Origin of the sequence: Corallococcus macrosporus (genome assembly GCF_017302985.1) — a bacterium.
GTDB classification, from domain to species: domain Bacteria; phylum Myxococcota; class Myxococcia; order Myxococcales; family Myxococcaceae; genus Corallococcus; species Corallococcus macrosporus_A.
The window spans coordinates 1,440,358-1,464,743 of record NZ_JAFIMU010000007.1; the positions used below are offsets into that span (position 1 = coordinate 1,440,358).

Sequence of the window (24,386 nt, forward strand, 5' to 3'; positions counted from 1 at the left end):
TGGACACCTGGGAAGCCATCCGGGCGACGCGGGGGCGGCGGATGGGGTTATGACGGGAGATATGCGAGCCCTGTTGCTCTCGCTGCTCATCCGGCAGCACATGGCACTCCAGGAGAAGTTCAACGCCAAGTACCCGCACGCGTGGCTGGTGTGGGAGGCGGGCGCGTGGAACGTCCCCGAGGAGCAGAACGTGGCGGCCACGCGGCTGCCCATGATGGACCTGCGCGACTGTCTGCCCGCGGGCGACGCGCTGTGCTTCGAGCTGATGGGGGTGGCGGACCGCGGCCCCCTCAAGCTGGGGCGCGCGTCGCACAACACCTTCGTGGTCAACGACGCCACGGTGTCGCGCGAGCAGTTCGCCCTGCACCCCACGCCGGAAGGCGGCTGGAAGGTGGAGCGGCTGGCGCAGTCCCGGCCGGTGACGGTGAACGGCGAGCCGCTGGAGGCCGAGCAGCCGCGCCTCCTGAGCACGGGCGACGAGCTGAAGGTGGGCGACGTGCGCCTCACCTTCCACGACGCCCCGTCGTTCCACGCGCGCATCGGCCGCATCGCCGCGCAGGTGCTGGCGCAGGCCGCCGCCACACCGCCGCCGCGCTGAAGCCCCCGGCGCTGGCGCGCTGAAGCCGCCATGCTGGCGCCGGGGCACGTGCCGCCCCGGGCCGTGGCGTCAACGCGGCGCTCCGGGCGCCTTAACGCCCCACGGTGCCGAGCGTCGTGTCCCGGGGATTGGGCGCCGTGGCCATCCACACGGCGCCGCCCGCGAGCAGCGCCACCGCGCCCGCGCCCGCCCAGACGTACCAGCGGCGCGACCACGGCTTGGACGGGCTGGCCTCCGTCTTCACGGACGCCTCCGGCACCTGCATGGCCAGGGCCTCGGAGGCCCCGTTCCTCTCCGGCGCGGCGGCCGGGGTCGCCGTGGAGGCGAGCCTCGCCTCGTTGGCGCGGGCCTCCGCCAGCGCGGCCTGCTCCCGCGCCCGCTGCAGGTCGCGGTCCCGCGCGAAGCGCTCGCGCTCCCGGCGCTGCTCCTCCTGGACGCGCGCCTTCGTGTCCATCTCCGCGATGAGCTCGCGCACCACGTCCGCGTTCGCGGGCTCCCCCTGCGACAGCGCCAGGTAGCGCCGGTAGAAGAAGGCCGCGCGCGACGGGTTGTTCAGCTGCCGGTGGCACTGCGCGATGTTGAAGAGGAACGCGGGCAGCGGCTTGAGGCGGTACGCCTCGCTGAAGGCCTTGAGCGCCCGGTCGAACTCGCCCAGGTCGTAGGCCAGGTTGCCCTCGGAGAACTTCTCCCGCGCCTGGTCTTCCGACGCCGTGGCCGCCGTCGCGTCCGCCGCCTGCGCCACCGCCGGGAACGGCGTCCCCAGCGCGAGCACGAGCCCCAGGCTCAGCGCCCGGGACTCACTGCGACGAGAACGGATCAATGACCGCATCCCTGCTTCCTCCCTTGCGGCCCGGCGCGCGCGCGGGAGCGCGGCGCGGTCCCGCGCTCGCCTTCACGAGCGGCACGGTCAACTCGGCGGCGGCGGCACCCTGCTTCAGCTCCACCGCCCGCTCCAGCGGAACGTAGCCCGTCAGTTCGACGCGCAACTGTGGCGGCACCGCCTGCCGGGTCAGCGCCTTCGTCAGCGGCGTGGTGCCCAGCTCCTCGCCCGTGTCCACGCGGACCACCTTCGCGCCCGGCGGCGACGAGTGCACCGTCAGCGTCACCGCGTCCATCGCGCCCGCGACCGGCGCCGCGCCCGGAGCGGCCACCGCCACCGCCGCCGGAGCCTGCGCATCACTGGAAGCGCGCATCGAGCGCAGGCCCGTCCACGTCGTGATGCCGGACACCAGCGCGAGCGCCGCCAGCCCCACCGACACCTGGATGCGCCGGTCGCGCAGCATGCCCGGCACCTTCATGCGCAGGGTGGGCCGCTCGGCCTCCTCCACCAGCGCCTCCATGCGCGGCGCGGCGGCCGGAGCGGTGGGCATCAGCAGCAGCGACGTGGTGACCTCCGCCAGGTGCTGCGGCCGGGCTTCCGGCTCCTTCGCCAGGCAGCGCATCACCAGGTCCGCCAGCTCCGCGGGCACGCGCTCCCCGGACGGCAGGTGCGTGGGCAGCGGCGGCGGCGGCTGGGTGATGATCTGCACCACCAACTGCCCGAAGGCGGAGGCCTGGAAGGGCGGGTGGCCGCAGAGCATCTCGTAGAGGATGTTGCCCACCGCGTAGATGTCCGCGCGCGCGTCCACCGGCAGCCCCGCGGCCTGCTCCGGCGCCATGTACGCCGGCGTGCCGATGATGGTGCCGTCCAGCGTGCCCGTGAGGCTCACGCCCGTCTGCGTGGTGATGAGCTTCGCGACGCCGAAGTCCAGCACCTTCACGAAGTCCTGCTGCCCGGAGCGCTGCGTGACGAAGAGGTTGTCCGGCTTGATGTCCCGGTGCACCACGCCCACCTGATGGGCCGCGCCCAGCGCCGCGCACACCTGCACGCCCATGCGCTGCACGCGCTCCAGCGTCAGCCCCTCCTCCTTCAGGAGCGCCGCCAGGCTCTGCCCGCGAAGCAGCTCCATCACGCAGTAGACGTGCCCCCCGGGCGACTCGTCCACGAAGTCGAAGACCTCCACGATGTGCTCGTGGTTGATCTGATTGACGGTGCGCGCCTCCTGGAAGAAGCGCTGCACGAAGGAGCTGTCCCGCGCGTGCTCCGGCTTGAGCACCTTGAGCGCCACCTGGCGTCCCAGCCGCACGTGCCGCGCCTGGAAGACGCGCCCCATGGAGCCTTCGCCCAGCAGCTTCTCCAGCTGGTAGTTCCCCAGCACCATGCCCTCCTGGACCTCCTGTCCAGGGGGCGACATCACGGCCGGCATCCCGCCACTGTCGGTCACGGCATCACCCGAGTCAGACAGCACGGTGTGAGCGAGGAGGTCGTCGGTGCCCATGGGGGGATCAGGTTTCCATGGCGAGGCGACCCTGCAACCCACGGGAGGGCATCTATCGCGCGAGAGACGGAAAAACTTTCGGCACGTGACGATTCACCGGCCGTGCGGCACGTGGACAGGTGGCATGTGCGGCGACCGCGCACCTCTTGTCCACGGACATTGAAATACTTCTCCATACAGCCCACTCCCGTCCTGTTCCCCCGCGCGGATGGTCGCCGCTCGGATGCGGTTGGTCAACGTGGGCGGAGGTCGTCAGCACCGGGGGACAGGCGGAGTGTTCCCGGGCCGGAAGGGGGCGGCGGGCAGGCTGCCTGGACTCCGCGCGGCGGGGAGTCTGCTCGCTGGGGGAAGCTTGCCGGGGGCGGGGGGGGTCCGCACTCCTCAAGAGACAAGGAGGCGTGAAGATGGCGGACAAGAGGCTCTGGATCCTGGTGGCCAACGCGAGTCGCGCCCGGCTCTTCGCCACGGATGCGAAGGCGGAGAAGTGGGACCTCATCGAGCAGTTCCAGCATGACGAGAGCCGGGCCAAGCCCGTCGACCTGTTCAATCAGCCGGACAACCCCAACGCGGGCACGCTGCACCGCCCGGTGCCGGAGAACGAGCCGGATGGCCGGCGGCAACTGGAGCACGAGCGCTTCGCGCGCGAGCTCTCCGCGCGGCTGGACCGGGGCGTGGACTCGCACATGTTCGACCAGCTGGTCATCGCGGCGCCTCCGGGGTTCCTGGGGCTGCTGCGGGGGCTCTTGAGCACGCGCGTGAAGCAGCGGGTGCGGCTGGACCTGGACGCGGACTACTCCAACCTGCCCGCGCGGGACCTGCCTGACCGGGTGCCCGTGTTGTAGGCGGCCAGTCGGCCAGGGGGTTCGGGGCCCGGGTTCTGGTATAGGAACCCGGGTCCTCTTCTTCGCGCCGGCGTGCCATGCCTTCTTCCAAACTGCCGTCCCTGACGCTGCGTGGGCGGCTGCTGCTGTACATGACCCTGGTGTCGTGCGTGCCGCTGCTGGCGCTGACCGGGCTGCAGGACCGGCTGATGCGCCAGCAGACGGAGGCGCAGCTGGACGCCTCGCTGCGCATGGAGGCGGAGGGCTTCAAGGACCTGCTGGAGTCCACCCTGGCGGAGCGCGAGGCGAGCGCCCACAGCTGGGCGGAGGACCCCATTTTGCGCCAGGCGCTGCGCACGAAGGACGCCGCGGACAGCGACGCGACGCTGGCGCTCCTGCAGCGGCGCTACCTCACCCTCAACGGCATCGTGCTCTTCAGCGACGACGGCGCGGTGGTCTCCGCCAGCCGGCCCGACCTCAAGGCGGCGTACGGGGGGCGCGCGGAGGCCGTGCGGCAGGCGGCGTGGTTCCGTCAGGCGCAGGCCGGCGCCACCACCGCCGAGGGCGTGGAGCAGGTGGACCCCATCTACGACGTGCAGGTGCTGCCCCTGGCGGTGCCGGTGATGGACGAGCGCGGCCAGCGGCTGGGCGTGCTGCTCGCGGCGTTCGACTGGGGCCAGGTGGGGGAGCTGGTGAAGCCCGCGCTCGCCCGGGCCCAGCACCGCGGCCACCACACCTTCTCCCTGGAGCTGCAGCGCGCGGATGGCCGGACGCTGTTCGACACGCGCAAGGGCGAGCACGACGACACGGGCCGCGTGGCCGTGCTCGCGGTGAACGGCTCGGACGTGCGCGACGTGGGGGACGGCTGGAGGTTCCTGGCCCAGTTGGATCCGGACGAGGCCTACGCGCCCCTCAACCAGATGCGCCAGCTGGTGCTGGGGCTGGCCGCCCTGCTCGTGGCGGGGGTGGGGCTGGGCTCGTGGATGCTGGCGCGCGGCATCACCCGGCCGCTGCGCGCGCTCAGCGAAGTGGTCCGCCGCGTGGTGAAGGAAGGCGACCTCACGCAGGTGATGGAGGTCCAGGCGGGGCGCGACGAGGTGGGCGAGCTCACCCAGGCCTTCGGGCAGATGATGAAGAACCTGCGCGAGACGGCCACCAGCCTCCAGGAGGCCACCCACGTCCTCAGCGAGACGGTGGCGGAGCTCAACCTCGCCTCCGAGGTCCAGGAGCGCAACGTGGCCCGTCAGGCCGCCGCGCTCCAGGAGACGCAGGTGACGGCGCAGGAGATCAAGCAGACGTCGCTGCTGGCCGCGGAGAAGGCGGAGACGGTGCTGGGCGTGGCGGCGCGCGCGGAGGAGGTGGGCCGCGCGGGCGAGGTCGCCATCCGCGACAGCCTGGGCGGCTTCCAGGGCCTGCACGAGCAGTCCGGCGAGATGGCCATGCGCATCGTGCAGCTCAACGAGCGCACGCAGCAGATTGGCGGCATCACCCAGACGGTGAAGGACCTGGCGGACCAGTCCAACATGCTCGCGCTCAACGCGGCCATCGAGGCCGTGCGCTCCGGTGAGCACGGCAAGGGCTTCAGCGTGGTGGCGCGGGAGATCCGCAACCTGGCGGACCAGTCCATCCAGGCCACGGAGAAGGTGCGCGACATCCTGGGGGACCTGGGCCACGCCATCATCTCCACGGCGAAGATGACCGAGCAGAGCCACTCCAGCGTCGCGGAGGGCCTGGAGCAGGTGCGCACCAGCGGCGAGCATCTGAAGGAGCTGGCCACCATCGTCCAGGACAACGCCGCGGCGGCGCGGCAGATCGCCGGGGCGGTGAACCAGCAGAACGCGGGCATCGCGCAGATTTTCAGCGCGGTGACGGACCTGTCCTCCATGATGACGGAGACGCAGACCAGCCTGAAGTCCACCACCGGCGCGGCGAAGCGGCTGCAGGAAGTCGCGGGCCAGATGGAAGGCGTCGCGCGGTCCTACCGCATCTGAAACCGGGAGCGTCCCTTCGTGTCCGCCGTCCCCGCCGTGAAGGCCGTGCTGCTGGACCTGGGCAACGTGCTGGTGTTCCACGACAACGCGCTGCTCTTCGCGCGCCTCGCGGCGCGGGCGGGGCTGGAGCCGCAAGAGGCCTCCAGGCGGCTCACCGGCGCGGGGTGGACGGCGGCGAACCGGGGCCTGCTGGACGCGGAGGGCATCCGTCAGGACGTCTGCGGCGCGCTGGGCGTGGACCTGTCCATGGCGGAGTTCGCGCCCCTGTGGAGCAGCCACTTCGCGGTGCACGACGCGGTGCTGCCGCGCGTGGAGGGGCTGGCGGGCCGCGTGAGGTTGGTGCTGGTGTCCAACACCAACGCGCTGCACGTGGCCTATCTGAAGCCGCTGCTGCCCGTGCTCCAGCGCTTCGACGCGCTGGTGATGAGCTGTGAGGTGGGGCACGTGAAGCCGGAGCCGGCCATCTACCGGCTCGCGCTGGAGAAGGCCGGCTGCGCGCCGCAAGAGGCCGCCTTCTTCGACGACCTGCCGGAGTTCGTGGACGCGGCGCGGGCGCTGGGGCTGCGCGGGCACGTCTTCACGGACGCGCCCACGTTCGACACGCAGCTCAAGTCGCTGGGGCTGTGAGCTACCGGTAGCGCGCCAGGGGCGGCTCGGACCGGGCGGCCTCCGTCCACTTGAGCATCGCGGGCAGGCCCAGGACCGCGTCGCGGTACGCGGCGTTCTCCGGGCGGAACGGGACGCCGTAGGTGACGAAGCGGGTGATGACGGGCGCGTAGAACGCGTCCGCGATGCTGAAGGTGCCGAAGAGGAAGGGCCCGCCCTTTCCGTAGCGCTCGCGGCAGCCCGCCCACAGCCCCTGGATGCGCGCGATGTCCGCGTGCACGCCCGGCGCGTCCAGCCCCGGCACCGTCTTGCGCGCGCTGATGTCCATGGGGAGGTTCGTGCGCAGGGCCGTGAAGCCGGAGTGCATCTCCGACGTCACCGAGCGCGCCATCGCGCGCGCCGCGCGGTCCTCCGGCCACAGCTTCGCTTCCGGGAAGGCCTCCGCCACGTACTCGCAGATGGACAGCGAATCCCACACCACGGTGTCGCCGTGCTTGAGCACGGGCACCCGCCCGCTGGGCGAGTGCATGGCGATGAGCGCCGCCGTCTCCGGCGTGTCCAGCGGCACCACCACCTCGCGGAACGGCTGGCCGGTGTGGGCCAGGGCCAGGTAGGGGCGCAGCGACCACGAAGAGAAGTTCTTGGAACCAACGACCAGGGTGAGCTCGGACATGGCGCGGCACCTTACCGCCGCGCGCCCGGCCACGAACCTCAACCGTCCGCGGGAGCCCGCTTACGGCCCAGCAGTGAACGCACGCGCGACAGGAGCGCCCGCTCGTTGCGGCCCTCCTTCGGCGAGTCGATGCGGAACACCGCCACCGGCAGCCGGATGTTCTTCAGCTCGTTGCGGCCCAGGCGCACGGGCGGCGCCTTCAGGCGGCCCTCCAATTGCGCGGCCAGCGTCTCGCTGACGTAGACGGTGCCCGGACGCGCCAGGGACTCGATGCGGGCCGCCAGGTTGACGCCCTCGCCGAACACGTCGCCGTCGCGGTGCACCACCATGCCCAGGTGCGCGCCGGCGCGGACGGACACGCGCTGCTCGGTGGGCACGGCGCGGTTGCGCGCGTCCACGGCGGCGCGCCACTCCAGCGCGAACGCGACCGCGGGCAGGCCCGATTCGAACTCCAGGAGGAAGCCGCCCTCCTCCAGCCGCTTCACCTCGCGGCCACCGTGGCGCGCGAGCAACCCGCGCACCAGCTGACCGTGCTCCTCGTGCAGCGCTTGTTGTAGCGACTCATCCCGCCAGCGTTGACCTTCGGGGGCCTCCATGTCCGTGAACATGATGGCCGACATCGTCCGGGGCTCCGGAGCCTCCACCACCATCGTGCATCCTCCCTCCCCCCGGCGTGAGACGACCGTGATGCTACCGCACGACGGGCGCCGGCTCCCAACCACCCCGGGAAGGCGCCCGGACGGCGACGTTCCGGGGAACGCAACCGTGCGAAGACAGAGGCGGACTGAAGATCCGCACTCTCACGGTAGCGCCCTCCTGACGCGGCGCACCAAGCACCCACGAGGTTCTGGGTCGGGGTTGTCCTGCACCCGACGCGGGGTGTTGGGAGACGTCCAGTGCGCGTCAGGTGATGGGCGCACGCCACGTCCGCGCCGGCCACGGAGGGTCCGCGGACGATGATCCACTCAGACGAGAAGGTCCGGCAGATGGCGCGCTCGCTGCTGCCATCGAAGAACCGGGAGGCGTCGCGAGCCGCGCGAGCCCACATCCATCGTGCGGCCCGCAAGGAGGTCCGCCAGGAGCTGGCGCTGTGGTTGCGGTGCAACGACCTGGATGAGGACGTGCCGCCCTGCGCACCGTGGGAGGACGCGGCCATCCGCCGGCAGGTGAACTGGCGTCAGAGCGGTGACAAGGTGAAGCCCTTCATCCGCTGGGCCACCGCGCGCACGCGCCACCTGCCGCGCGAGCACCGCCGGAGCCACGTGCGGGGCCTGCTGCCCAAGAGCGTCATCGGCGAGCACGCGCTGGGCCACCTGGAGCGCACGCCCGCGTTCGAGGACCCCGTCGAAGCCGCGTGGCGCAATCGCTACTGGCTGCGCCAGCGTCAGCAACGCAAGGGCGCGCTGCTGGACCGGGGTGAACAGGCGCGACTCCTGCGCGCGCTCCTGCTGGAGCCCGAGGGCCACCGCACCTTCAACCGCTACCTGCGCGAGCGCTACACGGTGACGGGGACGCTGAACGGCGAATCCCCCGCGAACCGCAAGCTCGCGCAGGTGCCGTCGCACCGCCCGCTGCTCGGCGTGCACGACGTGGAGCCCTTCCTGGATTCGCTCCAGCCCAACGCGTGGGGTTCGCACTTCCACACGTGGGGCACGCTGACGCCACCGCTGGACTGGGTGCGCTGGTTCCTCCAGCGCTTCAAAGCCCACCGGGGTCACATCCCGTCCGTGCGCGCCGCGCTGGAGGCGGAAGGGCTGCTGAGGCGTGTCGTCACGGCGCGGCCACGAAAGACCCACGGGCGATGATCCACTCCGACGAGAAGGTCCGGCAGATGGCGCGCTCGCTGCTGCCGAGCACGAACCGCAAGGGCGCGCGCCGGGCTCGCGCGGGCATCCACCGTGCGGCGCGCAGGCAGGTCCAGCAGGAGCTGGACGCGTGGCTGAGCCACGGAGACCTGGAGCGGGACACGCCGCCCCTGGCCCCATGGGAGGGGGTGACGATCCACCGCCAGGTGTCCCGGCGGCGCTCGGCCGACAAGGTGAACCCGTTCATCCGCTGGGCCACGGCCCGCACGCGCGACCTCCCATGGGAAGCGCGCTGGGGCCATGTGCGCGGTATCCTTCCCCAGAGCGTCATCGGGGAGCACGCGCTGAGCCACCTGGAGAACACGGCCGCCTTCGAGGATCCGTTCGAAGCCGAGCAGCGCCAGCGCCTCCGGAAGTGCCTGGCCCGGCGCCACAAGGGAAGAGTGCGGGACCGGGGTGAGCAGGCCGGGCTGCTGCGCAGGCTGTTGGAACAACCCGATGGCCAGCGCACCTTCAACCGCTTCCTGCGCGAGCGGCACGCCTGGGCGGCCTCACCCCGCAATGTCGCGTCCCGGCCCCGCGACGGGATCCTTCCGCCGCACCGGCCGCTGCTGGGCGCGCACGACGTGCTCCCCTTCCTGGACACGCTGAAGCGGCATCCCTGGGGCAACGATGTCCGCGTCTGGGGGACGCTGGATCCGCCGGCGCACTGGGTGCGGCTGTTCCTCCAGCGCTTCAAGTCGCACCGGGGCCACATCCCTTCCGTGCGCGCCGCGCTGGAGGAGGAAGGGCTGCTGGGGCGTGACCCGCTGGCGGTCCTCGGCGGAAGGGCCGCGGCGGCCCGGGCACGCAAGCCCCTGGGACGCTGAGCCCTCCCGGCGGCGTCGCCCTGCCCGAACCTGTCCGACTGTCGGACAGGTTCGGGCCGCATGGAGCGGCGGTGGGCCGCCCCGGGTTCCCGGGGCCTAGCGGGCCGGAGCGGCGGACGCGGACTGCGCGCCCTTCAGCTCGTTGACCACGCGGGTGGCGCCGTAGACGTGCTCCAGCGCGGCCATGATGCCGTCGCCGTGCACCGCCACCGCGCGGTGCGTCTCCGGCACGTAGAGGTAGCGGCCGCCGAGCGACGGCAGGTTGCCGTCGAAGATGAGCCCCACCACCTGCCCGTCGCGGTTCACCACCGGCGAGCCCGAGTTGCCGCCGATGATGTCGTTGGTCGTCGCCATGTCCAGCGGCGTCGCGTCCGGCACCTTGCCCTTCGCCTTCACCCACGGCGCCGGCAGCTTGAAGGGCTCCTTGCCCGTGTCACGCCCGTACGCACCGCCGAACGTGGTCAGCGCGGGCACGGCCTTGCCGTTGTCGTCCCAGCCCTTCACCTGCCCGTAGTTGAGCCGCAGCGTGAACGTCGCGTCCGGTGCGCCCGCGGTGCCGTTCACCAGCAGGTACGCCTTCGCCAGCCGCTCGCCGTTGCGCTTGAGCACCGCCTCCACCGTGTCCTCGTAGCGCTTGCGCGACGCGCGCGTCTCCGCGTCCACCTTGCGCGCCAGGACGATCATCGGATCCTTCGACGCGGCCACCGCCGCCTTGCCGCCCTCCAGCAGCGCCTGGCGCACCTTCACGTCGCCCAGCTTCGAGCCCTTCACCAGCGCCTTCGCCAGGTCCGCCGGGGCCTCCTTCTCCAGCACCGTGCGCACGAACGGATCATCCGCGCCCAGCGTCTCGCGCAGCTTGTTGAAGCCGAACGTCAGCGTCAGCGCCTCCAGCTCCGCGGGAATGGGCGCCTCACGCAGCAGCCGCTGCTTCAGCGCCGGGAGCTGGCCGTCGGTGTACTCGCGCAGGCGCTCCCCGTTGGGCTTGGGCAGCTCGTCCGCCGCGCGCACCAGCGCCTGGGCGTAGGAGAACAGGTCGGAGCGGAACGCGTCCCCCGCGCCCTTCATCCGGTAGTCGTTCATCATCCGGCGCCACGCGTCCAGCGCCTGCGCCGTCTCCTCCCACATGCCCTGCGTCAGCGCCTTCGCCTGGGGGTTCGCGTCGATGCGCTTGCGCAGCTCCGCCTCCTCCTGCCGCTTGCGCGCGAGCACCGCGGGGTCCGCCAGCGTCTCCTGCCGGCCCTTCAGCGCCTTGAGCCCGTTCTCCACGCCGCGCAGGCTGGAGCGCGCCACGCGGTAGCGCTCCGGCGACGCGCTGGTGAACTCGCGCAGCGCGCCGCGCATCTCCGCCAGCTGGAGCAGCGTCTGGGGCAGCGCCACGTCGCGCTGGAACTCCAGCTCCGCCACCGTGCTCTTGCGCTCCGTGCCGCCCGGGTGGCCGGAGACGAAGACGAGGTCGCCCTCCTTCGCCCCCTCCTTCGCCCACGGCAGGAAGTCCGGGCTCTTCGCCGGCGCGTCGTCCTGCCACACGCGCACGAAGGACACGTCGTAGCCGTAGCGCGGGAAGTTGAAGTTGTCCGCGTCACCGCCAAAGGCGGCCATGGAGAACTCCGGCGCGAACACGAGCCGCACGTCCTGGAAGCGGCGGTACTTGTAGAGCTGGTACTTGCCGCCGTTGTAGAGCGTCACCACGTCGCAGCGCACGTCCGCGCCGGTGGTGCACGCGGCCTCCACCGCGGCCATCTCCTTCTTGAGCGCGGTGTTGAAGGCGGCGCCGGACAGGCCCTTCGTCGCCGTGTTCATCCGCTCGGTGACGTCCGTCATCTCCACCAGTTGGTTGGCTTCAATCTTGGGACAGCGCCGCTCCTCCTTCGCCGTCTTCGCCTGGAAGCCCTTCGCCAAGAGGTCGTCCTTCGCGGTCGTCAGCTCCTCGATGCAGCTGCGCACGCAGTGGTGGTTCGTCATCACCAGGCCGTCCGGCGACACGAAGCTCGCGGAGCAGCCGCCCGCGAGCCGCACGGAGCCCAGGCGCACCTTGTCCAGCCAGGCCTGCGTGGGCTCGAAGCCGTAGGCCTTCTTCACCTGGGCGGCGGGAAAGGCATCGTAGGTCCACATGCCCTCGTCCGCCGCGGCGGGGAGGGACGACAGCAGGCCAAGCGCGAGCAGTCTGCGGTACACGGGGAGTCTTCCTTCGTGGGTAGGGGAAACGGACGGCCGGTTTTGTCAACGCGGCCGGGCGCGCGTCAACCGCTCGGGACGCCGGGTATTCCAAGCCCATCCCGGGAGCGTGGGGTATGCTGGCGAGCCCATGTCCGTGAAGCACCACGTCTACCTCGTCCCCGGCTTCTTCGGGTTCACCAACCTGGGCGAGCTCCTCTACTTCGGCCACGCGTACGAGTTCCTGAAGCAGGACCTCGCCCGCCGGGGAGTCGACGCGGAGGTGGTGACGATCGTCTCCCACCCCACGGCCTCCATCCGCCAGCGCACCGCGGATCTGCTCAAGGCCGTGAGCGAGACGGCCTCCGGGGACGACGGCCCCATCCACCTGGTGGGCCACTCCACCGGCGGACTGGACGCCCGGCTCTTCGTCTCCCCCGGCGCGCAGGTGTCTGAGTCCCTGGAGCTGGAGCCCTTCGCGCGCCGCGTGCGCACGGTGGTGACGCTGTCCGCGCCCCACGCGGGCACGCCGCTGGCCACGTTCTTCCTGGGCCTCTTCGGCCAGCAGCTCCTGAAGCTCCTGTCGCTGTTCACCATGTACGTGCTGCGCTTCGGCCGGCTGCCCCTGAGCGTGGTGTTCCGCTTCGGGCACCTGATGGCGCGGGCGGATGATCAGCTGGGCTGGAAGGCGACGCTGCTGGATCAGCTCTTCGACCAGCTCCTGGGGGACTTCTCCAGCGAGCGGCGCGACGCGGTGACGAAGTTCCTGTGGGACGTGGGCCGTGACACGTCGCTCATCCCGCAGCTCACGCCGGAGGGCATCGACCTGTTCAATGGCGGCACGCATGACCGGCCCGGCGTGCGCTACGGCTCCGTGGTGACGCAGGCCCGGCCCCCGTCCCTGCGCACGCGCCTGGCCGCGGGCCTGGATCCGTACGCGCAGCTCACGCACACCATCTACGCGTTCGTGTACGGCCAGACGCAGCGGATGCCGCTCACGCAACTGCCCCTGCACACGCCCGCGCAGACGGCGGCGCTGGTGCAGGCCTATGGCGCCATGCCCGGCCCCACCGCGTGTGACGGCATCGTGCCCACGCGCTCGCAGGTGTACGGCCGCGTGCTGGCGGCGGTGCGCGCGGACCACCTGGATGCCATTGGCCACTTCGACCAGCCGGCGCACCAGCCCCCGCACGTGGACTGGCTCATCTCCGGCTCCGGCTTCCGCCGCCCCCAGTTCGAGGCGATGTGGAAGACCATTGGCGACTTCCTCATGGAAGAGGAGCCGGCGCGGTAGCCTCCGCGTCATGAAGACCCTTCGCCTGTGGTCCGCCTGTGTCGCGCTCACCGCCTGCGCCAGCACACCTCCCGCTGTGCAGACGTCCACGGCCGAGCCCGGCGTGAAGCTCTACGCCATCCACTGTGGCCGCGTGGAGCTGGGTGACTCCGGCTTCATGGCGGACGACGGTTCGCTGAAGGGCGTGCCCGCGGAGACCGTCGTCCCGTGCTACCTGATCCGCCACCCGAAGGGGGACCTGCTCTGGGACAGCGGCCTCTCCGAGAGCATCGCGGACCTGCCGGACGGCATGCGTCCGCAGGGGCAGCCCGTGCACTTCGTGGTGAAGAAGAAGCTCACGTCTTCGCTCGGTGAGCTGGGGCTCTCACCGGCGGACATCGAGTTCGTCTCCTTCTCCCACCTGCACTTCGACCACGCGGGCAACGCCAACCTGTTCGCGGGCTCGACGTGGCTCGTGGACGCGGAGGAGCGTGACAACGCCTTCTCCGAACAGGCCCACCGGCGCGGGGAGGTCCCCCACTACAGCGCCCTGGAGCACGCGAAGACCGTGCGCATCGAAGGCGACGCCGCCCACGACGTGTTCGGCGACGGCGCCGTCACCATCCACCAGGCCCCCGGGCACACGCCTGGACACACCGTGCTGCTGGTGAAGACGGCGAAGTCCGGTGCCGTCCTGCTGACCGGCGACCTGTGGCCCCTGCGCGAGTCCCGCGAGCGGCGGCTGGTGCCGGTCTACAATTCCAACCGCGAGCAGACGCTGGAGTCCATGAAGCGCGTGGAGGCCCTGGCCAGGGACACCCACGCGCGGATCATCCGCGAGCACGTGCCCGAGGACTTCGCCGCGCTGCCCGCGTTCCCCGCGCCGCTGGAGTAGGCCCAGCTTGAATGAGGTAAGCGGGTGGGCCACGCGACCGTGAATCGAGTGCCGCACCGCTTGGGGCTGACGCTAAAAAAGAGTCACTCCATCCAGTGCAGAGCGATAGCTCGGCCGTAGAGGCACTGCGCTGGCAGTACGCGTGGACCCTGCGGCGCGTGGTGGCCGAAGCGCTCGTCGAGGTGGACGAGACGGCTGCCGCACGGACATGACCCTCACGCATGGGCGCGCACCTCGCGGAGAGCGGTTGAAGGGCGAAGCCATCCCTTGCAATCGAGGCTGCGGCACGACGGTCATCGGCGCCCTGGCGCTTCAGGGCATCACTCCGTGGACAGGTTGCAGGACGAGTGGGTCCACGACTGCGACCTCGTCGGACAGGACATCACCACCATGAGCGCACAGTTCGTGGTGGCGGAGGGACATGGCCCGAACGCCACCCAGCGTCAGCAGGCGCTCGACCGGGGCGCGAAGGTGAAGGGCGCCGCCATTCCGCCCACGGCCGTGCTCACCCGCTCGCCGCTGGTGCGCGGCAGCGTCACCCTCTTCAACCTCCAGCGCGTGCAGGAGCTGCGCCCGCTGCTCCACGGGGAGCACCCGGTCATCCTGAGGGATCGCACCACGCTGAAGCTCAGCCGGGGCTACCGCGAGCGCCTGGACACGCTGCTGGCCCAGGGCTGATGGCTACCGCGTCCTCCCGGCAGGAGCCCGGGCGGACCAGGTCGGCTGGACGTGGGGGCCGGCGGCGGAGGCCTGGAGGCGGCAGCGCGCTTCGGCGGCCCGCGCCCGCACGGCGTCCTCCAACTGGCCCGTGGCCACCATGAGGGCGGCGGCCCGGGCGTAGTGGTCCGCCGCCTGCTCCGGTGGCAGCACCTGTTCATCGGAGTGCGCCGAGGCCAGCAGGTGCGGCAGTCCCCGCTCCACGCGCCCCGCTTCAATCCAGTGGTGGGCCAGGAGGATGGCGGGGGCCGCGTCCTCCTCCAGCGCCGTGGCGAGCCGGCCGTGCAGCGCCCGCTCCTCCCCGGGCAGCATCCCGGCCCGCACGGCCTCCATCACCAGGTCGTGGCTGAAGCGCTCTCCCAACAGGATCTGGGCCGACTCCAGCTCCACGAGCGCGTCGTGCGCGGCCGCCGCCGTCACCTGGAGCACCCGGGGCACGAGCGACGTGCGGAAGAAGGCGCCCGCCAGCGCCGCGAGCCGGGCGCACTGGAGCGCCAGCGCGGACAGCCGCTCCAGCCGCAATTGGATGAGGGGCCCCACCCGGTCCGGGGGCGGCAGCCGCTGGGGCCAGCCCCGGAGCAGCGAGTCCGTCTCCAGCAGGTGCTTCAGGGTCTCCACCACGTACAGGGGATTGCCGCCCGTGTAGCGCGTGAGGTTGTCCGCGTGCGCCTCCGCGCCGGGCAGCCCCATGGCCGCCACCATGTGCTTCACCTCCTCGCCCGTCAGCGCCTCCAGCTCCACGACACGCGCCAGCCCCGCGTCGAGGAGCCGCGCCACGTGGGCCCGCGTCTGGGCGGGCAGCTCACCCCGGCGGTAGCAGTCGATGAAGCGAAGGGGCTGGGCGCCCCTGGAGGCGGCTTCGAACATCCGGGGGAGCGCGAAGAAGAAGGACTTGGCGCTGGCCGCGTCCCAGTACTGCACGTCGTCCGCGATGCTGATGGCGTCGTGCTCGTGGAGCAGGTAGAGCGCCACCGCGCCCGCGTCGTAGAAGCGCAGCATCCCGGTCTCGGAGTCCAGCGGCGGCAGCAGCCGCGTCTCCCCCAGCTCCGGGAGGATGCGCGACAGCTCGGTGCGCACCCAGTCCGGCAGCTTCACGTCCGGCCAGCGCGCCAGCTGCGTGCGGAAGGCGCGCGCCTGCGAGGCGAACGGCACGTCGCTGTCTCCTTCCCGCCCCTCGACGCGTCCCCAGCGTCCCTTCGCGTTCGCGAACTCCTCCGCCAGCCGCGTCTTGCCGCTGCCGGGGGTGCCGGAGATGAACAGCATCTGGCCCGCCTCCCAGCCGGCCTCCAACTGCCGCCACGCGGCCTCCCGGCCCACCAGCACCGGCGGGCGCAGGACGGACAGGGGCAGCGCCGGGCGCGGGCTCGCCGTGGGGTGGGGGCGCTGCGTGCCCTTCTCCACCTCCCGCACCAGCGCGAGCGTCTCCGGCAGGGGCGTGACGCCCAGCTCGCGCTCGAGCACGCCGCGCAGTTGTTCGAAGGCCGCGAGCGCCGCGCCCCGGTCTCCCTGCAGGTAGAGCAGGCGGATGAGGTGACGTCCGGCCAGCTCGGACTCGGGCTCCTGGCGCGCCCAGGCCTGCGCGAGCCCCAGGGCAGCGCTCCAGTCGCCCCCGGACGTCAGGTGCCCGATTCGCGCCTCGCGCGCCTCGCGCACCCAGCCCTCGACGCCCGCGCGGGCCCCGTCCAGCCAGCGCGCGAGCTCCGGGCAGTCATCGAAGTCGAAGCCGTCCAGCAGCGTGCCGCCTTCGGCCCCGACGGACTCCAGCGCCTGGGCATAGGCCCGGGCCTCGGTGGTGGACTTCAGGCAGGCGACGTCCACGTTCGACGGCGCCACCAATGCCAGCCGCTCGGTGTCGCCCTCCACCAGGGCCTCCCCACCGCTGGCGAGCCGCAGGCGGCGCAGCAGCTGCCGCATGTTGTTGCGCGCCGTGGTGGGAGGGGAGTCCGGCCAGAGGAGGGACGCCAGGGCGTACTTGGACGAAGGGCCCTGCAACCCCAGCCACGCCAGCAGCGCCGCGGCGCGCCGCTCCAACCTCACTCCCTGGCCTTCAGGGCCCCACAGCTGCGCCAGCCCCAGCACCTGCACCCGCCATTGCGTCCCAGCCACCCGCCACCCTCCACGGTCTCGCGCCGTCATGCGGCTTCGTTGCGCCCCGGAGTCTACGGGGAGAATGCCCGGGCGATTTCCGCATACTGGGCCATCCGCGTTTTTCCAGCATGAGCGTCTGGCCACGGAACGGCTGGGACCGCGGGGCGCGGGGGCCGGCCTGCGGTTCAGGAAACCGCCGCTCCATCCAACCGAGCTACGGGGGAGGCGCGGTCGCTACCCGCGCTTGAAGACGGCCAGGAAGCGTGACTCCGCGACGCACTGGCCGTCGGTGCCCAGGAGGCGCACCGGAATCCACGCCTCCGCCTTGTCTCCCGTCGCGCGCAGCTCCGACGCGAGCTTCTGGAGCAGTTCCTCCGGGGGCTCGCACACCGCGCTCACCGCCGTCTTCGCCTTGGCGTGGAAGGCGACCTCCATGCGGTTGACCAGCATCTTGTATTGGCTGGGCGGGAAGCGGCGGAAGAGCATCACGCCCATCGTCAGCTCCATCACCGTCACCTGGGCGCCCAGGTACACGCTGCCCACGTGGTTCTTCGTCTTGCGGTCCAGCGGCACCGTCGCCTTCACGCGCGAGTCCGTCACCTCGTCGATGCGGTAGCCCATGGCCGAAGCCAGCGGGACGATGTTCTTCACCGCGAGCGTCGTCAGCGCATTCGCCACGCCCGGCGACACCTGCCGCACCTTCTCCACCAGCTCCAACGCGAACATCCGGTCCTCCACCCTTCCCGTCTGACGTCCCGCGCGCATCCTATCCACCCGGCGCTTCCGGCGTAGAGTCCGCGGCCCTATGGACGCAAGCGTGGACGTGGTCGTCATCGGCGCGGGCCTCGCGGGACTCACCGCGGCCCGGGACATCGCTCGCACCGGCGCCACCGTCGCCGTGCTGGAGGCGCGCGACCGCGTGGGCGGCCGCACCCTCACGCGCGACGTGGGTGGCGGCCTCGTGGACCTGGGCGGCCAGTGGGTGGGCCCCCGGCAGCGCCACGTGCTGAGGCTCGCGGACAGCCTGGGCCTCCAGCGCTTCCCCCAGCACCACCAGGGCACCAAGGTGCTGGAGGTGCGCGGCGAGCGCCGCACGTACCAGGGCAAGGTGCCCTCCCTGCCCCTGCTGTCGCTGCTGGACTTGCAGCGCATCGTCTGGAAGCTGGATGGCCTGGCGAAGCGCGTCCCCCGCGAACAGCCCGCCGCCGCGCCGAAGGCCGCCGAGTGGGACGCCCTCACCGTGGAGGAATGGAAGCAGCGCCACGTGCCCACCTGGGGCGCTCGCGCCGCGCTGGACATCGCCACGCGCGCGGTGTTCGCGGCGGAGCCCTCCGAGCTGTCCTTCCTGCACTTCCTCTCCTACGTGCACTCCAACGGCGGCCTCATGCCGCTCACCGAAATCGAAGGCGGTGCCCAGGCGGAGCGCTTCGTGGACGGCGCGCAATCCCTCTCACGGCGGCTGGCGGAAGGACTTCCCCCGGAGCGCGTCGTGCTCTCCGCGCCCGTGAAGGCCTTGATCCAGGATGCTCGCGGCGTCACCGCCACCACGGAGGACGGCCGCACCTTCCGCGCGCGCTACGCGGTGGTGGCCACGCCGCCCGCGCTCGCGGAGCGCATCGACTTTGGCGCGGACCTCCCCTCGGGCCGCCGCCGCGCGCACGCGGACATCCCCATGGGCAGCGTCATCAAGGTCGTGGCGACCTACGCCACGCCCTTCTGGCGCGAAGCGGGCCTGTCCGGCGAGGCCGTCAGCGACGTGGGCCCGGTGCGCCTGTGCTTCGACGACTGCGGCCCCGGCGGCCACCACCCCGCCCTCGTGGGCTTCCTCCTGGGCGACACCGCGCGCGCGTGGACGGGCCGGCCCGCGGAGGATCTCCACCGCGTGGCGCTGGCGGACTTCGCGCGCTTCTTCGGCCCCCAGGCCCTCACGCCCGTGGCCATCGCGGCGCTGGACTGGAAGCAGGAGGCGTTCAGCACCGGCTGCTACGTGGGCCTGCCCCGCCCCGGCACCCTCACCGCCATTGGTGACGCGCTCCGGGCACCGTTCGGCCGCGTGCACTGGGCGGGCACCGAGACGGCCATCGAGGGCTGCGGCTACCTGGACGGCGCGGTGGAGTCCGGCGAGCGCGCCGCAACTGAGGTCGCCGCCCGGCTGACCGCTCCGCACCTGGGTTGAGCTGCCTGTCCGCCTGTCCTGCAAGCCAGCCGTGCAGCCAGGCGTCGTACGCCGCGCCGTGGCCAAGGGCCCGGGCCATCCCCACCCTGTGGGAAGCGCCGAGACGTCATGCCGACGGCCTGCCGCGCGCAAACCACCACGAGGGATCCGGACCATGTACTCGACCAGCCACGTGAACCTTCCCCAGGATGCGCGCGAAGGGCTCATCGACATGCTCAACACGCTGCTCGCCAACGCCATCGATCTGCACTGGCAGGTGAAGCAGGCGCACTGGAACATCCGGGGCACGCACTTCTACAGCCGCCACCTGCTCTTCGACGAAGTGGCCAAGCATGCGCGCAAGCACGCGGACTCCTACGCCGAGCGCGCGGGCGCGCTGGGCGGCTACGCCCAGGGCACCATCCGCCTGGCCACCAACAACAGCGAGCTGCCGGAATACGACCTGCAGGCCGTGGACGGCGAGGCCCACATCCGCGCGCTCGTGGAGCGCGTGGGCCGCTACGCCGCCAGCCTCCGCGACGGCATCACCAAGTCCGACGACGTGAATGACCCGGTCACCGCGGACCTCCTCACCCAGACCCTGGGCGAGACCGAGGAGGACCTCTGGTTCCTGGAGAGCCACCTCAACGGCGACGCTCGCGCGGGAATGGTGATGCCCACCAAGGGCGGCAACCGCCGCGGCCGCCCCGCCGAGGACATCAGCCAGGTCACCACCTGACGTAAGCCAGCTCACGCTCCCCCTCCCCGGACAGGTTCTCCTGCGCCGGGAAGGGGCGGAGCGTATAGAACGCGTCCCCGGACTCCAGGAGGACGCGTTCCATGGCAGAGCTTCCCGCAGACCGTCTGGACGGCAAGGTGTGCCTCATCACCGGGGCCACCGGTGGCATTGGCCAGGAGACGGCGAAGGCGCTGGCGAAGCGCGGCGCCACGCTGGTGCTGTCCGGCAGGGACGCGGCCCGCACGGCGGCCACGGTCGCCGCGGTGCGGGAGGCCGCCCCCGGCGCGCAGGTGGAGTCGCTGCTCGCGGACCTGTCCTCGCTCCAGTCCGTGCGCGACCTGGCCCAGGCGTTCAAGGCCCGTCACTCGCGGCTGGACGTGCTCCTCAACAACGCGGGCCTCATCATCGACCGGCGCCAGGTGACGGTGGACGGCTACGAAGCCACGTTCGCCACGAACCACCTGTCCCACTTCCTCCTCACGCACCTGCTGCGCGACCTGCTGGTGGCCAGCGGCCCCGCGCGCATCATCAACGTGTCCTCCGAAGGGCACCGCCTGGCGCGCGCGGACTTCCTGGATGATCCGCAGACGGCGAACCGCCGCTATGAAGGCATCCGCGTCTACGGCAACGCCAAGCTCTCCAACATCCTCTTCTCGCGCGGGCTGACGAAGCGGCTGGCCGGCACGCAGGTGACCGCGAACGCGCTGCACCCCGGCGCGGTGGCCACGGGCTTCGGGCACAACAGCCAGGGCATCTTCAAGCACCTCATCAAGGTGGCCTCGCCCTTCATGCTCTCTCCGGAGAAGGGCGCGAGGACGTCCATCTACCTGGCGTCGTCGCCGGAGGTGGCGGGCGTCAGCGGCGAGTACTTCATCAAATGCCGCAAGGCGAAGCCGTCGTCCGCCGCCCGGGATGACACGCTCGCGGAGCGGCTCTGGCAGGTGAGCGAACAACTCACGGGAGTGAAGGCATGATCGACATCGACCTGTACACGTTCAAGACCCCCAACGGCCGCAAGATCTCCATCGCCCTGGAGGAGCTGGGCATCCCGTACAAGACGCACTCGGTGGACATCACCCAGGGGGAGCAGTTCAAGCCCGAGTTCCTGGCCATCAACCCCAACAACAAGATTCCCGCCATCGTGGACCACGACGCGCCGGGAGGCCGTCCCCTGGCCCTCTTCGAGTCCGGCGCCATCCTGTTGTACCTGGCGGAGAAGACGGGCTCGCTGATGCCCACCGACCCGCGCGGCAAGGCGGAGGTGACGCAGTGGCTGATGTTCCAGATGGGCGGCCTGGGGCCCATGCTCGGGCAGCTCAACCACTTCGGCCGCTTCGCCTCCACGAAGGTCCCCTACGCCATCGACCGCTTCCAGACGGAGGCGAAGCGCCTCCTGGGCGTGGTGGAGCAGCAACTGTCGTCGCGGGACTACCTGGCCACCACGTACTCCATCGCGGACATCGCCACGTACCCGTGGCTGAAGACCTCGCGGGACTTCTTCCCGGAGCTCTTCATCAGCACGCCCAACATCACCCAGTACCTGCACCGCGTGGGCAGCCGCCCCGCGGTCCAGCGGGGCATGCACATCCCCTGACCGTTGTTCCTCCAGACCATGGCCTCGCTCGAACAGCTCGTCTTCGACAACACCTACGCCCGCCTGCCCCCCGGGTTCGCCGCCCGGGTGGCGCCCGCGCCCTTCCCGGACGCGCACGTCGTGAGCGTGAGCCCGGCGGCCCTGCGGCTGCTGGGGTTGGACGCGGAAGAGGCCGCGCGCCCGGAGTTCGCGCGCGTGTTCGGCGGGGCCACGCCGCTGCCCGGCATGGAGCCGCTGGCCATGGTCTACGCGGGGCACCAGTTCGGCGTGTACGTGCCGCGCCTGGGAGACGGCCGCGCGCTGCTCCTGGGCGAGGTCCGCGCCCCGGACGGCCAGAAGTGGGACCTGCACCTGAAGGGCGGAGGGCCCACGCCCTTCTCGCGCGGCGGTGACGGACGCGCCGTGCTGCGCTCCACGGTGCGCGAGTACCTGGCCAGCGAGGCCCTGCACGCGCTGGGCATCCCCACCACCCGCGCCCTGTGCATCCTGGGCAGCCAGCGGCCGGTGTACCGCGAGGACGTGGAGACCGGCGCCATGCTGGTGCGCCTGGCCCCGTCCCACGTGCGCTTCGGCACCTTCGAGTACTTCCACCACACCGAGCAGCCGGGCCACGTGGCCACGCTCGCGGACCACGTCATCGCGGGGCACTTCCCGGAGTGGGTGGGCCAGGAGGGCCGCCACGCGCGCTTCTTCGCGGAGGTGGTGGAGCGCACCGCGCAGCTCGTCGCGAGGTGGCAGGCGGTGGGCTTCGCGCACGGCGTGATGAACACCGACAACATGTCCATCCTGGGGCTCACGCTGGACTACGGGCCCTATGGGTTCCTGGACGACTTCGACCCCGGCTTCATCTGCAACCACTCCGACCCGCAGGGCCGCTACGCGTTCGACCAGCAGCCGCGCGTCGCGCTGTGGAACCTGGCCTGCCTGGGGGAGGCGCTGCTCACGCTCATCAGCGAGGACGAGGCGCGCGCCACGCTGACCCTCTTCCAGCCCACGTTCGCCCGTCACTTCCTCGCGCGCATGCGGGAGAAGCTGGGCCTGATGGACGCGCGCGACGAGGACCGCGAGCTGGTGCAGGACCTGTTCGGGCTGATGGCCGGCTCGCACGTGGACTACACGCGCTTCTTCCGCGCGCTGAACCGGTTCGACTCCAGCGAGGGCGCGCGCAACGACGCGCTCCGCGACCATTTCCTGCCGCCCGAGGGCTTCGACACCTGGGCCGTGCGCTACCGCGAGCGGCTGGGGTCGGAAGGCAGCGTGGACGGCGAACGCCAGGCGCGCATGGACCGCGTGAATCCCAAGTACGTCCTGCGCAACTGGGTGGCGCAGCAGGCCATCGCCCGCGCGCAGGAGGGGGACTTCGCGGAGGTGGACCGCGTGCTCGCGCTGGTGTCCGCGCCGTTCGACGAACACCCCGGCCAGGAGTCCTACGCGGAGGCCCCGCCAACGTGGGGACGGCACCTCGTGGTGAGCTGCAGCTCCTGACGCAAGGGCACAACGGCCTGCCGGGCAGGCGGGCGGGCTGACCTGGGAGGGAATCCCCGCCACGCGGTGCCTAGCTTGGAGGGCATGATCGAACCTCCCGCTCCGCCCCGCATCGTGTTCCGAGCCCTGGGTCCCGGCCTCTACGGCGCCGCCGCGCTGACGCTGGTGCACGAGAGCGCCCGGCGCGTGTTGAAGCACCCGCCGCGCATGGACGTGCTGGGCATGCGCTCCCTGGAGAAGGGCATCCGCTTCTTCGGCGGCGTGCCCGCGAAGGGGCGCGAGCTGCACCGCCAGACGTTGGTGGGAGACATCCTGTCCAACGGCCTCTACTTCTCACTGGTGGCGCTGGGACGCCCCAAGCGCCCGTACCTGCGCGGCGCGATGCTGGGCCTGCTCGCCGGCCTGGGCGCGGTGGTGCTGCCCCCGAAGCTGGGGCTGGGCCGGGCGCCTTCACAGGCCCGTCCGTCCACGTCGCTGCTCACCGTGGCCTGGTACACGTTGGGAGGTCTGGCCGCCGCCCGCGCCACGCGCAAGCTGATGGCGCGCCGTCAGCCGGAGCTGCCCCTGGGCCGGCCCCTGCATTAGCGGCCGGTGACTGGAATGCGTTGCACGCGGTGGATTACAAATCCCCGCGATGCATTCCATCGACATCCCTGCCGGGGAGCTGAACGAGTTCGACCTGCCACCCATCTGCATCGTCACGGGTGAGCGGCAGGGCGTGGTCTTCAAGCCGGTGCATTTCTCCTGGTATCCGCGCTGGATTGGCATTCTCGCGATCCTCAACCTGCTCATCGCCATCATCGTCGCGTCCGTGATGACGAAGCGGGTGAAGGGCACCCTGCCCTTCACGGAGGAGGCCTGGAGCCGGTGGAGGCGTGGACAGGTCCTCATGGGCGTGTCGGTGGTGGTCGCGATCGCGCTGCTCATCCTGTCGTTCTCCCTGCTGGCGTCCGACGCGCCGGAGTGGCAGGGCCTGGTCGCGATGGCGTCGAGCGTGGCCCTCCCCGTGCTCGCCTGGGTGTTCCTCCTGCGCAACCGGGGGCCCCAGGTGCGGCGCATCGACAAGGACACCCTCTCGCTCGCCATCCCCAACGGCCTCGCCGCGCATGCCATCACGAGCCACTTCCTGACCGGGCTGCGCGCCCCGGCAGGGGATGAAGCGGCGGGCCTGGACGTGAACGACGCTCCGGCTCGAGCCGTCTGCGCGAGGCACGAAGGCATCGTCGCGAACCATGCGTGTCTCCGCTGCGGCACGTTCATGTGCCCGCGGTGTGAGCGCCGCAGCCGCCGGGAGGCGATGCCGATGTGCCCGGGCTGCTGGGAGCTGCGGATCCGCTCCATCGAGAAGCCCCCGGCCTCTGTCTTCACGGCACCGAACGTGGGCCTGCAGTTGGCGCTCGTGTCGCTCATCCCCTTCTGCGTCATCCTCCAGCCCGTGTCACTGGTGCTCAACGTCGTGAACCTGGTGAAGGCCCGGCGCGAGGGCGGATCCCGGGCCGACCAGCGCAAGGCCATTGCCAGCCTCATCCTCACCGGGCTGGGCACGATCCTGACCGTCGCGCTGTACGTCCTGGGCTCCCAGCCCTGACAGAAGCGCGGGCCAAG

Annotated in this window: 23 protein-coding genes; 16 read left to right on the forward strand and 7 right to left on the reverse strand. The window is 71.5% G+C overall.

From position 1 onward, the window contains the following. Window positions 1-61: 61 nt before the first annotated feature. A complete protein-coding gene (locus JYK02_RS18135; protein ID WP_207052668.1) occupies window positions 62-598 on the forward strand; it encodes an FHA domain-containing protein in 537 nt (178 codons plus the stop codon). Between the two features lie 91 nt (window positions 599-689). Here JYK02_RS18135 and JYK02_RS18140 read toward each other — a convergent pair whose 3' ends face one another. Together JYK02_RS18140 and JYK02_RS18145 are read right to left on the reverse strand one after the other, a co-directional pair. After that, window positions 690-1,418 (reverse strand): tetratricopeptide repeat protein, encoded by a 729-nt coding sequence (locus JYK02_RS18140; protein WP_207052669.1) that lies wholly within the window; start codon window positions 1,416-1,418, stop codon window positions 690-692. Next, on the reverse strand, window positions 1,396-2,916 hold the full coding sequence (locus JYK02_RS18145; protein ID WP_207052670.1) for a serine/threonine-protein kinase: 1,521 nt from the start codon (window positions 2,914-2,916) through the stop codon (window positions 1,396-1,398). The genes JYK02_RS18140 and JYK02_RS18145 overlap by 23 nt, the downstream gene beginning before the upstream one ends. Before the next feature lie 404 nt (window positions 2,917-3,320). Here JYK02_RS18145 and JYK02_RS18150 point away from each other — a divergent pair, with 404 nt between their 5' ends. The 3 genes from JYK02_RS18150 to JYK02_RS18160 all read left to right on the forward strand — a co-directional run bounded on the left by JYK02_RS18150 (window position 3,321) and on the right by JYK02_RS18160 (window position 6,355). Then, window positions 3,321-3,758, forward strand: coding sequence for a host attachment protein (locus tag JYK02_RS18150; RefSeq protein WP_207052672.1), 438 nt, complete (start codon window positions 3,321-3,323; stop codon window positions 3,756-3,758). Between the two features lie 77 nt (window positions 3,759-3,835). Further along, complete coding sequence (locus tag JYK02_RS18155) at window positions 3,836-5,728, forward strand: methyl-accepting chemotaxis protein (RefSeq protein WP_207052673.1); 1,893 nt, start codon at window positions 3,836-3,838, stop codon at window positions 5,726-5,728. An 18-nt stretch (window positions 5,729-5,746) separates the two neighbouring features. After that, window positions 5,747-6,355 (forward strand): HAD-IA family hydrolase, encoded by a 609-nt coding sequence (locus JYK02_RS18160; RefSeq protein ID WP_207052675.1) that lies wholly within the window; start codon window positions 5,747-5,749, stop codon window positions 6,353-6,355. Window position 6,356: 1 nt separating this feature from the next. Here the strand turns inward: JYK02_RS18160 and JYK02_RS18165 are convergent, their stop codons facing one another. Then, a complete protein-coding gene (locus tag JYK02_RS18165; RefSeq protein ID WP_207052678.1) occupies window positions 6,357-7,007 on the reverse strand; it encodes a glutathione S-transferase family protein in 651 nt (216 codons plus the stop codon). A 38-nt stretch (window positions 7,008-7,045) separates the two neighbouring features. Beyond that, the gene (locus JYK02_RS18170; protein WP_207052680.1) at window positions 7,046-7,657 is read right to left on the reverse strand and encodes an adenylate/guanylate cyclase domain-containing protein; all 612 of its coding nucleotides are present in this window, start codon (window positions 7,655-7,657) and stop codon (window positions 7,046-7,048) included. Window positions 7,658-7,963: 306 nt separating this feature from the next. Between JYK02_RS18170 and JYK02_RS18175 the strand changes: the two genes are divergently transcribed. Both JYK02_RS18175 and JYK02_RS18180 read left to right on the forward strand, forming a co-directional pair. After that, complete coding sequence (locus JYK02_RS18175; RefSeq protein ID WP_207052682.1) at window positions 7,964-8,812, forward strand: hypothetical protein; 849 nt, start codon at window positions 7,964-7,966, stop codon at window positions 8,810-8,812. Continuing rightward, a complete protein-coding gene (locus JYK02_RS18180; RefSeq protein WP_207052684.1) occupies window positions 8,809-9,681 on the forward strand; it encodes a hypothetical protein in 873 nt (290 codons plus the stop codon). The genes JYK02_RS18175 and JYK02_RS18180 overlap by 4 nt, the downstream gene beginning before the upstream one ends. Before the next feature lie 96 nt (window positions 9,682-9,777). Here JYK02_RS18180 and JYK02_RS18185 read toward each other — a convergent pair whose 3' ends face one another. Further along, the gene (locus tag JYK02_RS18185) at window positions 9,778-11,856 is read right to left on the reverse strand and encodes a S46 family peptidase (RefSeq protein ID WP_207052686.1); all 2,079 of its coding nucleotides are present in this window, start codon (window positions 11,854-11,856) and stop codon (window positions 9,778-9,780) included. A 130-nt stretch (window positions 11,857-11,986) separates the two neighbouring features. On the opposite strand from JYK02_RS18185, the gene JYK02_RS18190 reads away from it, so the two are divergent. The 3 genes from JYK02_RS18190 (at window position 11,987) to JYK02_RS18200 (ending at window position 14,681) form a co-directional block, all read left to right on the forward strand. Further along, window positions 11,987-13,129: an esterase/lipase family protein gene (locus tag JYK02_RS18190; RefSeq protein ID WP_207052688.1), complete on the forward strand. Its 1,143-nt coding sequence runs from the start codon at window positions 11,987-11,989 to the stop codon at window positions 13,127-13,129. 10 nt (window positions 13,130-13,139) lie between these two features. Beyond that, a complete protein-coding gene (locus tag JYK02_RS18195; RefSeq protein ID WP_207052691.1) occupies window positions 13,140-14,003 on the forward strand; it encodes an N-acyl homoserine lactonase family protein in 864 nt (287 codons plus the stop codon). Between the two features lie 390 nt (window positions 14,004-14,393). Next, window positions 14,394-14,681 carry a hypothetical protein gene (locus tag JYK02_RS18200; RefSeq protein WP_207052693.1) on the forward strand — a complete coding sequence of 96 codons (288 nt, stop codon included), beginning with the start codon at window positions 14,394-14,396 and terminating at the stop codon, window positions 14,679-14,681. Window positions 14,682-14,684: 3 nt separating this feature from the next. Here JYK02_RS18200 and JYK02_RS18205 read toward each other — a convergent pair whose 3' ends face one another. After that, the gene (locus tag JYK02_RS18205; RefSeq protein ID WP_347402520.1) at window positions 14,685-16,826 is read right to left on the reverse strand and encodes a BTAD domain-containing putative transcriptional regulator; all 2,142 of its coding nucleotides are present in this window, start codon (window positions 16,824-16,826) and stop codon (window positions 14,685-14,687) included. Between the two features lie 216 nt (window positions 16,827-17,042). After that, window positions 17,043-17,534, reverse strand: a complete 492-nt coding sequence (locus tag JYK02_RS18210) for a DUF4442 domain-containing protein (protein WP_207052696.1) — start codon at window positions 17,532-17,534, stop codon at window positions 17,043-17,045. A 79-nt stretch (window positions 17,535-17,613) separates the two neighbouring features. Here JYK02_RS18210 and JYK02_RS18215 point away from each other — a divergent pair, with 79 nt between their 5' ends. The 7 genes from JYK02_RS18215 to JYK02_RS18245 all read left to right on the forward strand — a co-directional run bounded on the left by JYK02_RS18215 (window position 17,614) and on the right by JYK02_RS18245 (window position 24,369). Next, window positions 17,614-18,984: a flavin monoamine oxidase family protein gene (locus JYK02_RS18215; RefSeq protein WP_207052698.1), complete on the forward strand. Its 1,371-nt coding sequence runs from the start codon at window positions 17,614-17,616 to the stop codon at window positions 18,982-18,984. Between the two features lie 154 nt (window positions 18,985-19,138). Next, a complete protein-coding gene (dps, locus tag JYK02_RS18220) occupies window positions 19,139-19,702 on the forward strand; it encodes a DNA starvation/stationary phase protection protein Dps (protein ID WP_207052700.1) in 564 nt (187 codons plus the stop codon). Window positions 19,703-19,803: 101 nt separating this feature from the next. Next, window positions 19,804-20,676, forward strand: coding sequence for an SDR family oxidoreductase (locus JYK02_RS18225; RefSeq protein WP_207052702.1), 873 nt, complete (start codon window positions 19,804-19,806; stop codon window positions 20,674-20,676). Then, window positions 20,673-21,296 carry a glutathione S-transferase family protein gene (locus JYK02_RS18230; RefSeq protein WP_207052704.1) on the forward strand — a complete coding sequence of 208 codons (624 nt, stop codon included), beginning with the start codon at window positions 20,673-20,675 and terminating at the stop codon, window positions 21,294-21,296. The genes JYK02_RS18225 and JYK02_RS18230 overlap by 4 nt, the downstream gene beginning before the upstream one ends. 18 nt (window positions 21,297-21,314) lie before the next feature. Continuing rightward, on the forward strand, window positions 21,315-22,781 hold the full coding sequence (locus JYK02_RS18235; protein ID WP_207052706.1) for a protein adenylyltransferase SelO: 1,467 nt from the start codon (window positions 21,315-21,317) through the stop codon (window positions 22,779-22,781). Window positions 22,782-22,865: 84 nt separating this feature from the next. Continuing rightward, window positions 22,866-23,366: a hypothetical protein gene (locus tag JYK02_RS18240; RefSeq protein WP_242588791.1), complete on the forward strand. Its 501-nt coding sequence runs from the start codon at window positions 22,866-22,868 to the stop codon at window positions 23,364-23,366. Between the two features lie 49 nt (window positions 23,367-23,415). Continuing rightward, window positions 23,416-24,369, forward strand: a complete 954-nt coding sequence (locus tag JYK02_RS18245) for a hypothetical protein (protein ID WP_207052707.1) — start codon at window positions 23,416-23,418, stop codon at window positions 24,367-24,369. The last annotated feature ends 17 nt before the right edge of the window (window positions 24,370-24,386 follow it).

Excerpts from the sequence above, each read along its gene's own strand:
- JYK02_RS18245 (WP_207052707.1), top strand. The coding sequence starts at position 23,416 with ATGCATTCCATCGACATCCCTGCCGGGGAGCTGAACGAGTTCGACCTG.
- JYK02_RS18175 (WP_207052682.1), top strand. The coding sequence starts at position 7,964 with ATGATCCACTCAGACGAGAAGGTCCGGCAGATGGCGCGCTCGCTGCTG.
- JYK02_RS18180 (WP_207052684.1), top strand. The coding sequence starts at position 8,809 with ATGATCCACTCCGACGAGAAGGTCCGGCAGATGGCGCGCTCGCTGCTG.
- JYK02_RS18210 (WP_207052696.1), bottom strand. The coding sequence starts at position 17,534 with ATGTTCGCGTTGGAGCTGGTGGAGAAGGTGCGGCAGGTGTCGCCGGGC.
- JYK02_RS18200 (WP_207052693.1), top strand. The coding sequence starts at position 14,394 with ATGAGCGCACAGTTCGTGGTGGCGGAGGGACATGGCCCGAACGCCACC.
- JYK02_RS18195 (WP_207052691.1), top strand. The coding sequence starts at position 13,140 with ATGAAGACCCTTCGCCTGTGGTCCGCCTGTGTCGCGCTCACCGCCTGC.
- JYK02_RS18240 (WP_242588791.1), top strand. The coding sequence starts at position 22,866 with ATGATCGAACCTCCCGCTCCGCCCCGCATCGTGTTCCGAGCCCTGGGT.
- JYK02_RS18145 (WP_207052670.1), bottom strand. The coding sequence starts at position 2,916 with ATGGGCACCGACGACCTCCTCGCTCACACCGTGCTGTCTGACTCGGGT.
- JYK02_RS18165 (WP_207052678.1), bottom strand. The coding sequence starts at position 7,007 with ATGTCCGAGCTCACCCTGGTCGTTGGTTCCAAGAACTTCTCTTCGTGG.
- JYK02_RS18155 (WP_207052673.1), top strand. The coding sequence starts at position 3,836 with ATGCCTTCTTCCAAACTGCCGTCCCTGACGCTGCGTGGGCGGCTGCTG.
- JYK02_RS18150 (WP_207052672.1), top strand. The coding sequence starts at position 3,321 with ATGGCGGACAAGAGGCTCTGGATCCTGGTGGCCAACGCGAGTCGCGCC.
- JYK02_RS18170 (WP_207052680.1), bottom strand. The coding sequence starts at position 7,657 with ATGGTGGTGGAGGCTCCGGAGCCCCGGACGATGTCGGCCATCATGTTC.
- JYK02_RS18190 (WP_207052688.1), top strand. The coding sequence starts at position 11,987 with ATGTCCGTGAAGCACCACGTCTACCTCGTCCCCGGCTTCTTCGGGTTC.
- JYK02_RS18230 (WP_207052704.1), top strand. The coding sequence starts at position 20,673 with ATGATCGACATCGACCTGTACACGTTCAAGACCCCCAACGGCCGCAAG.
- JYK02_RS18225 (WP_207052702.1), top strand. The coding sequence starts at position 19,804 with ATGGCAGAGCTTCCCGCAGACCGTCTGGACGGCAAGGTGTGCCTCATC.
- JYK02_RS18235 (WP_207052706.1), top strand. The coding sequence starts at position 21,315 with ATGGCCTCGCTCGAACAGCTCGTCTTCGACAACACCTACGCCCGCCTG.
- dps (WP_207052700.1), top strand. The coding sequence starts at position 19,139 with ATGTACTCGACCAGCCACGTGAACCTTCCCCAGGATGCGCGCGAAGGG.
- JYK02_RS18135 (WP_207052668.1), top strand. The coding sequence starts at position 62 with ATGCGAGCCCTGTTGCTCTCGCTGCTCATCCGGCAGCACATGGCACTC.
- JYK02_RS18215 (WP_207052698.1), top strand. The coding sequence starts at position 17,614 with ATGGACGCAAGCGTGGACGTGGTCGTCATCGGCGCGGGCCTCGCGGGA.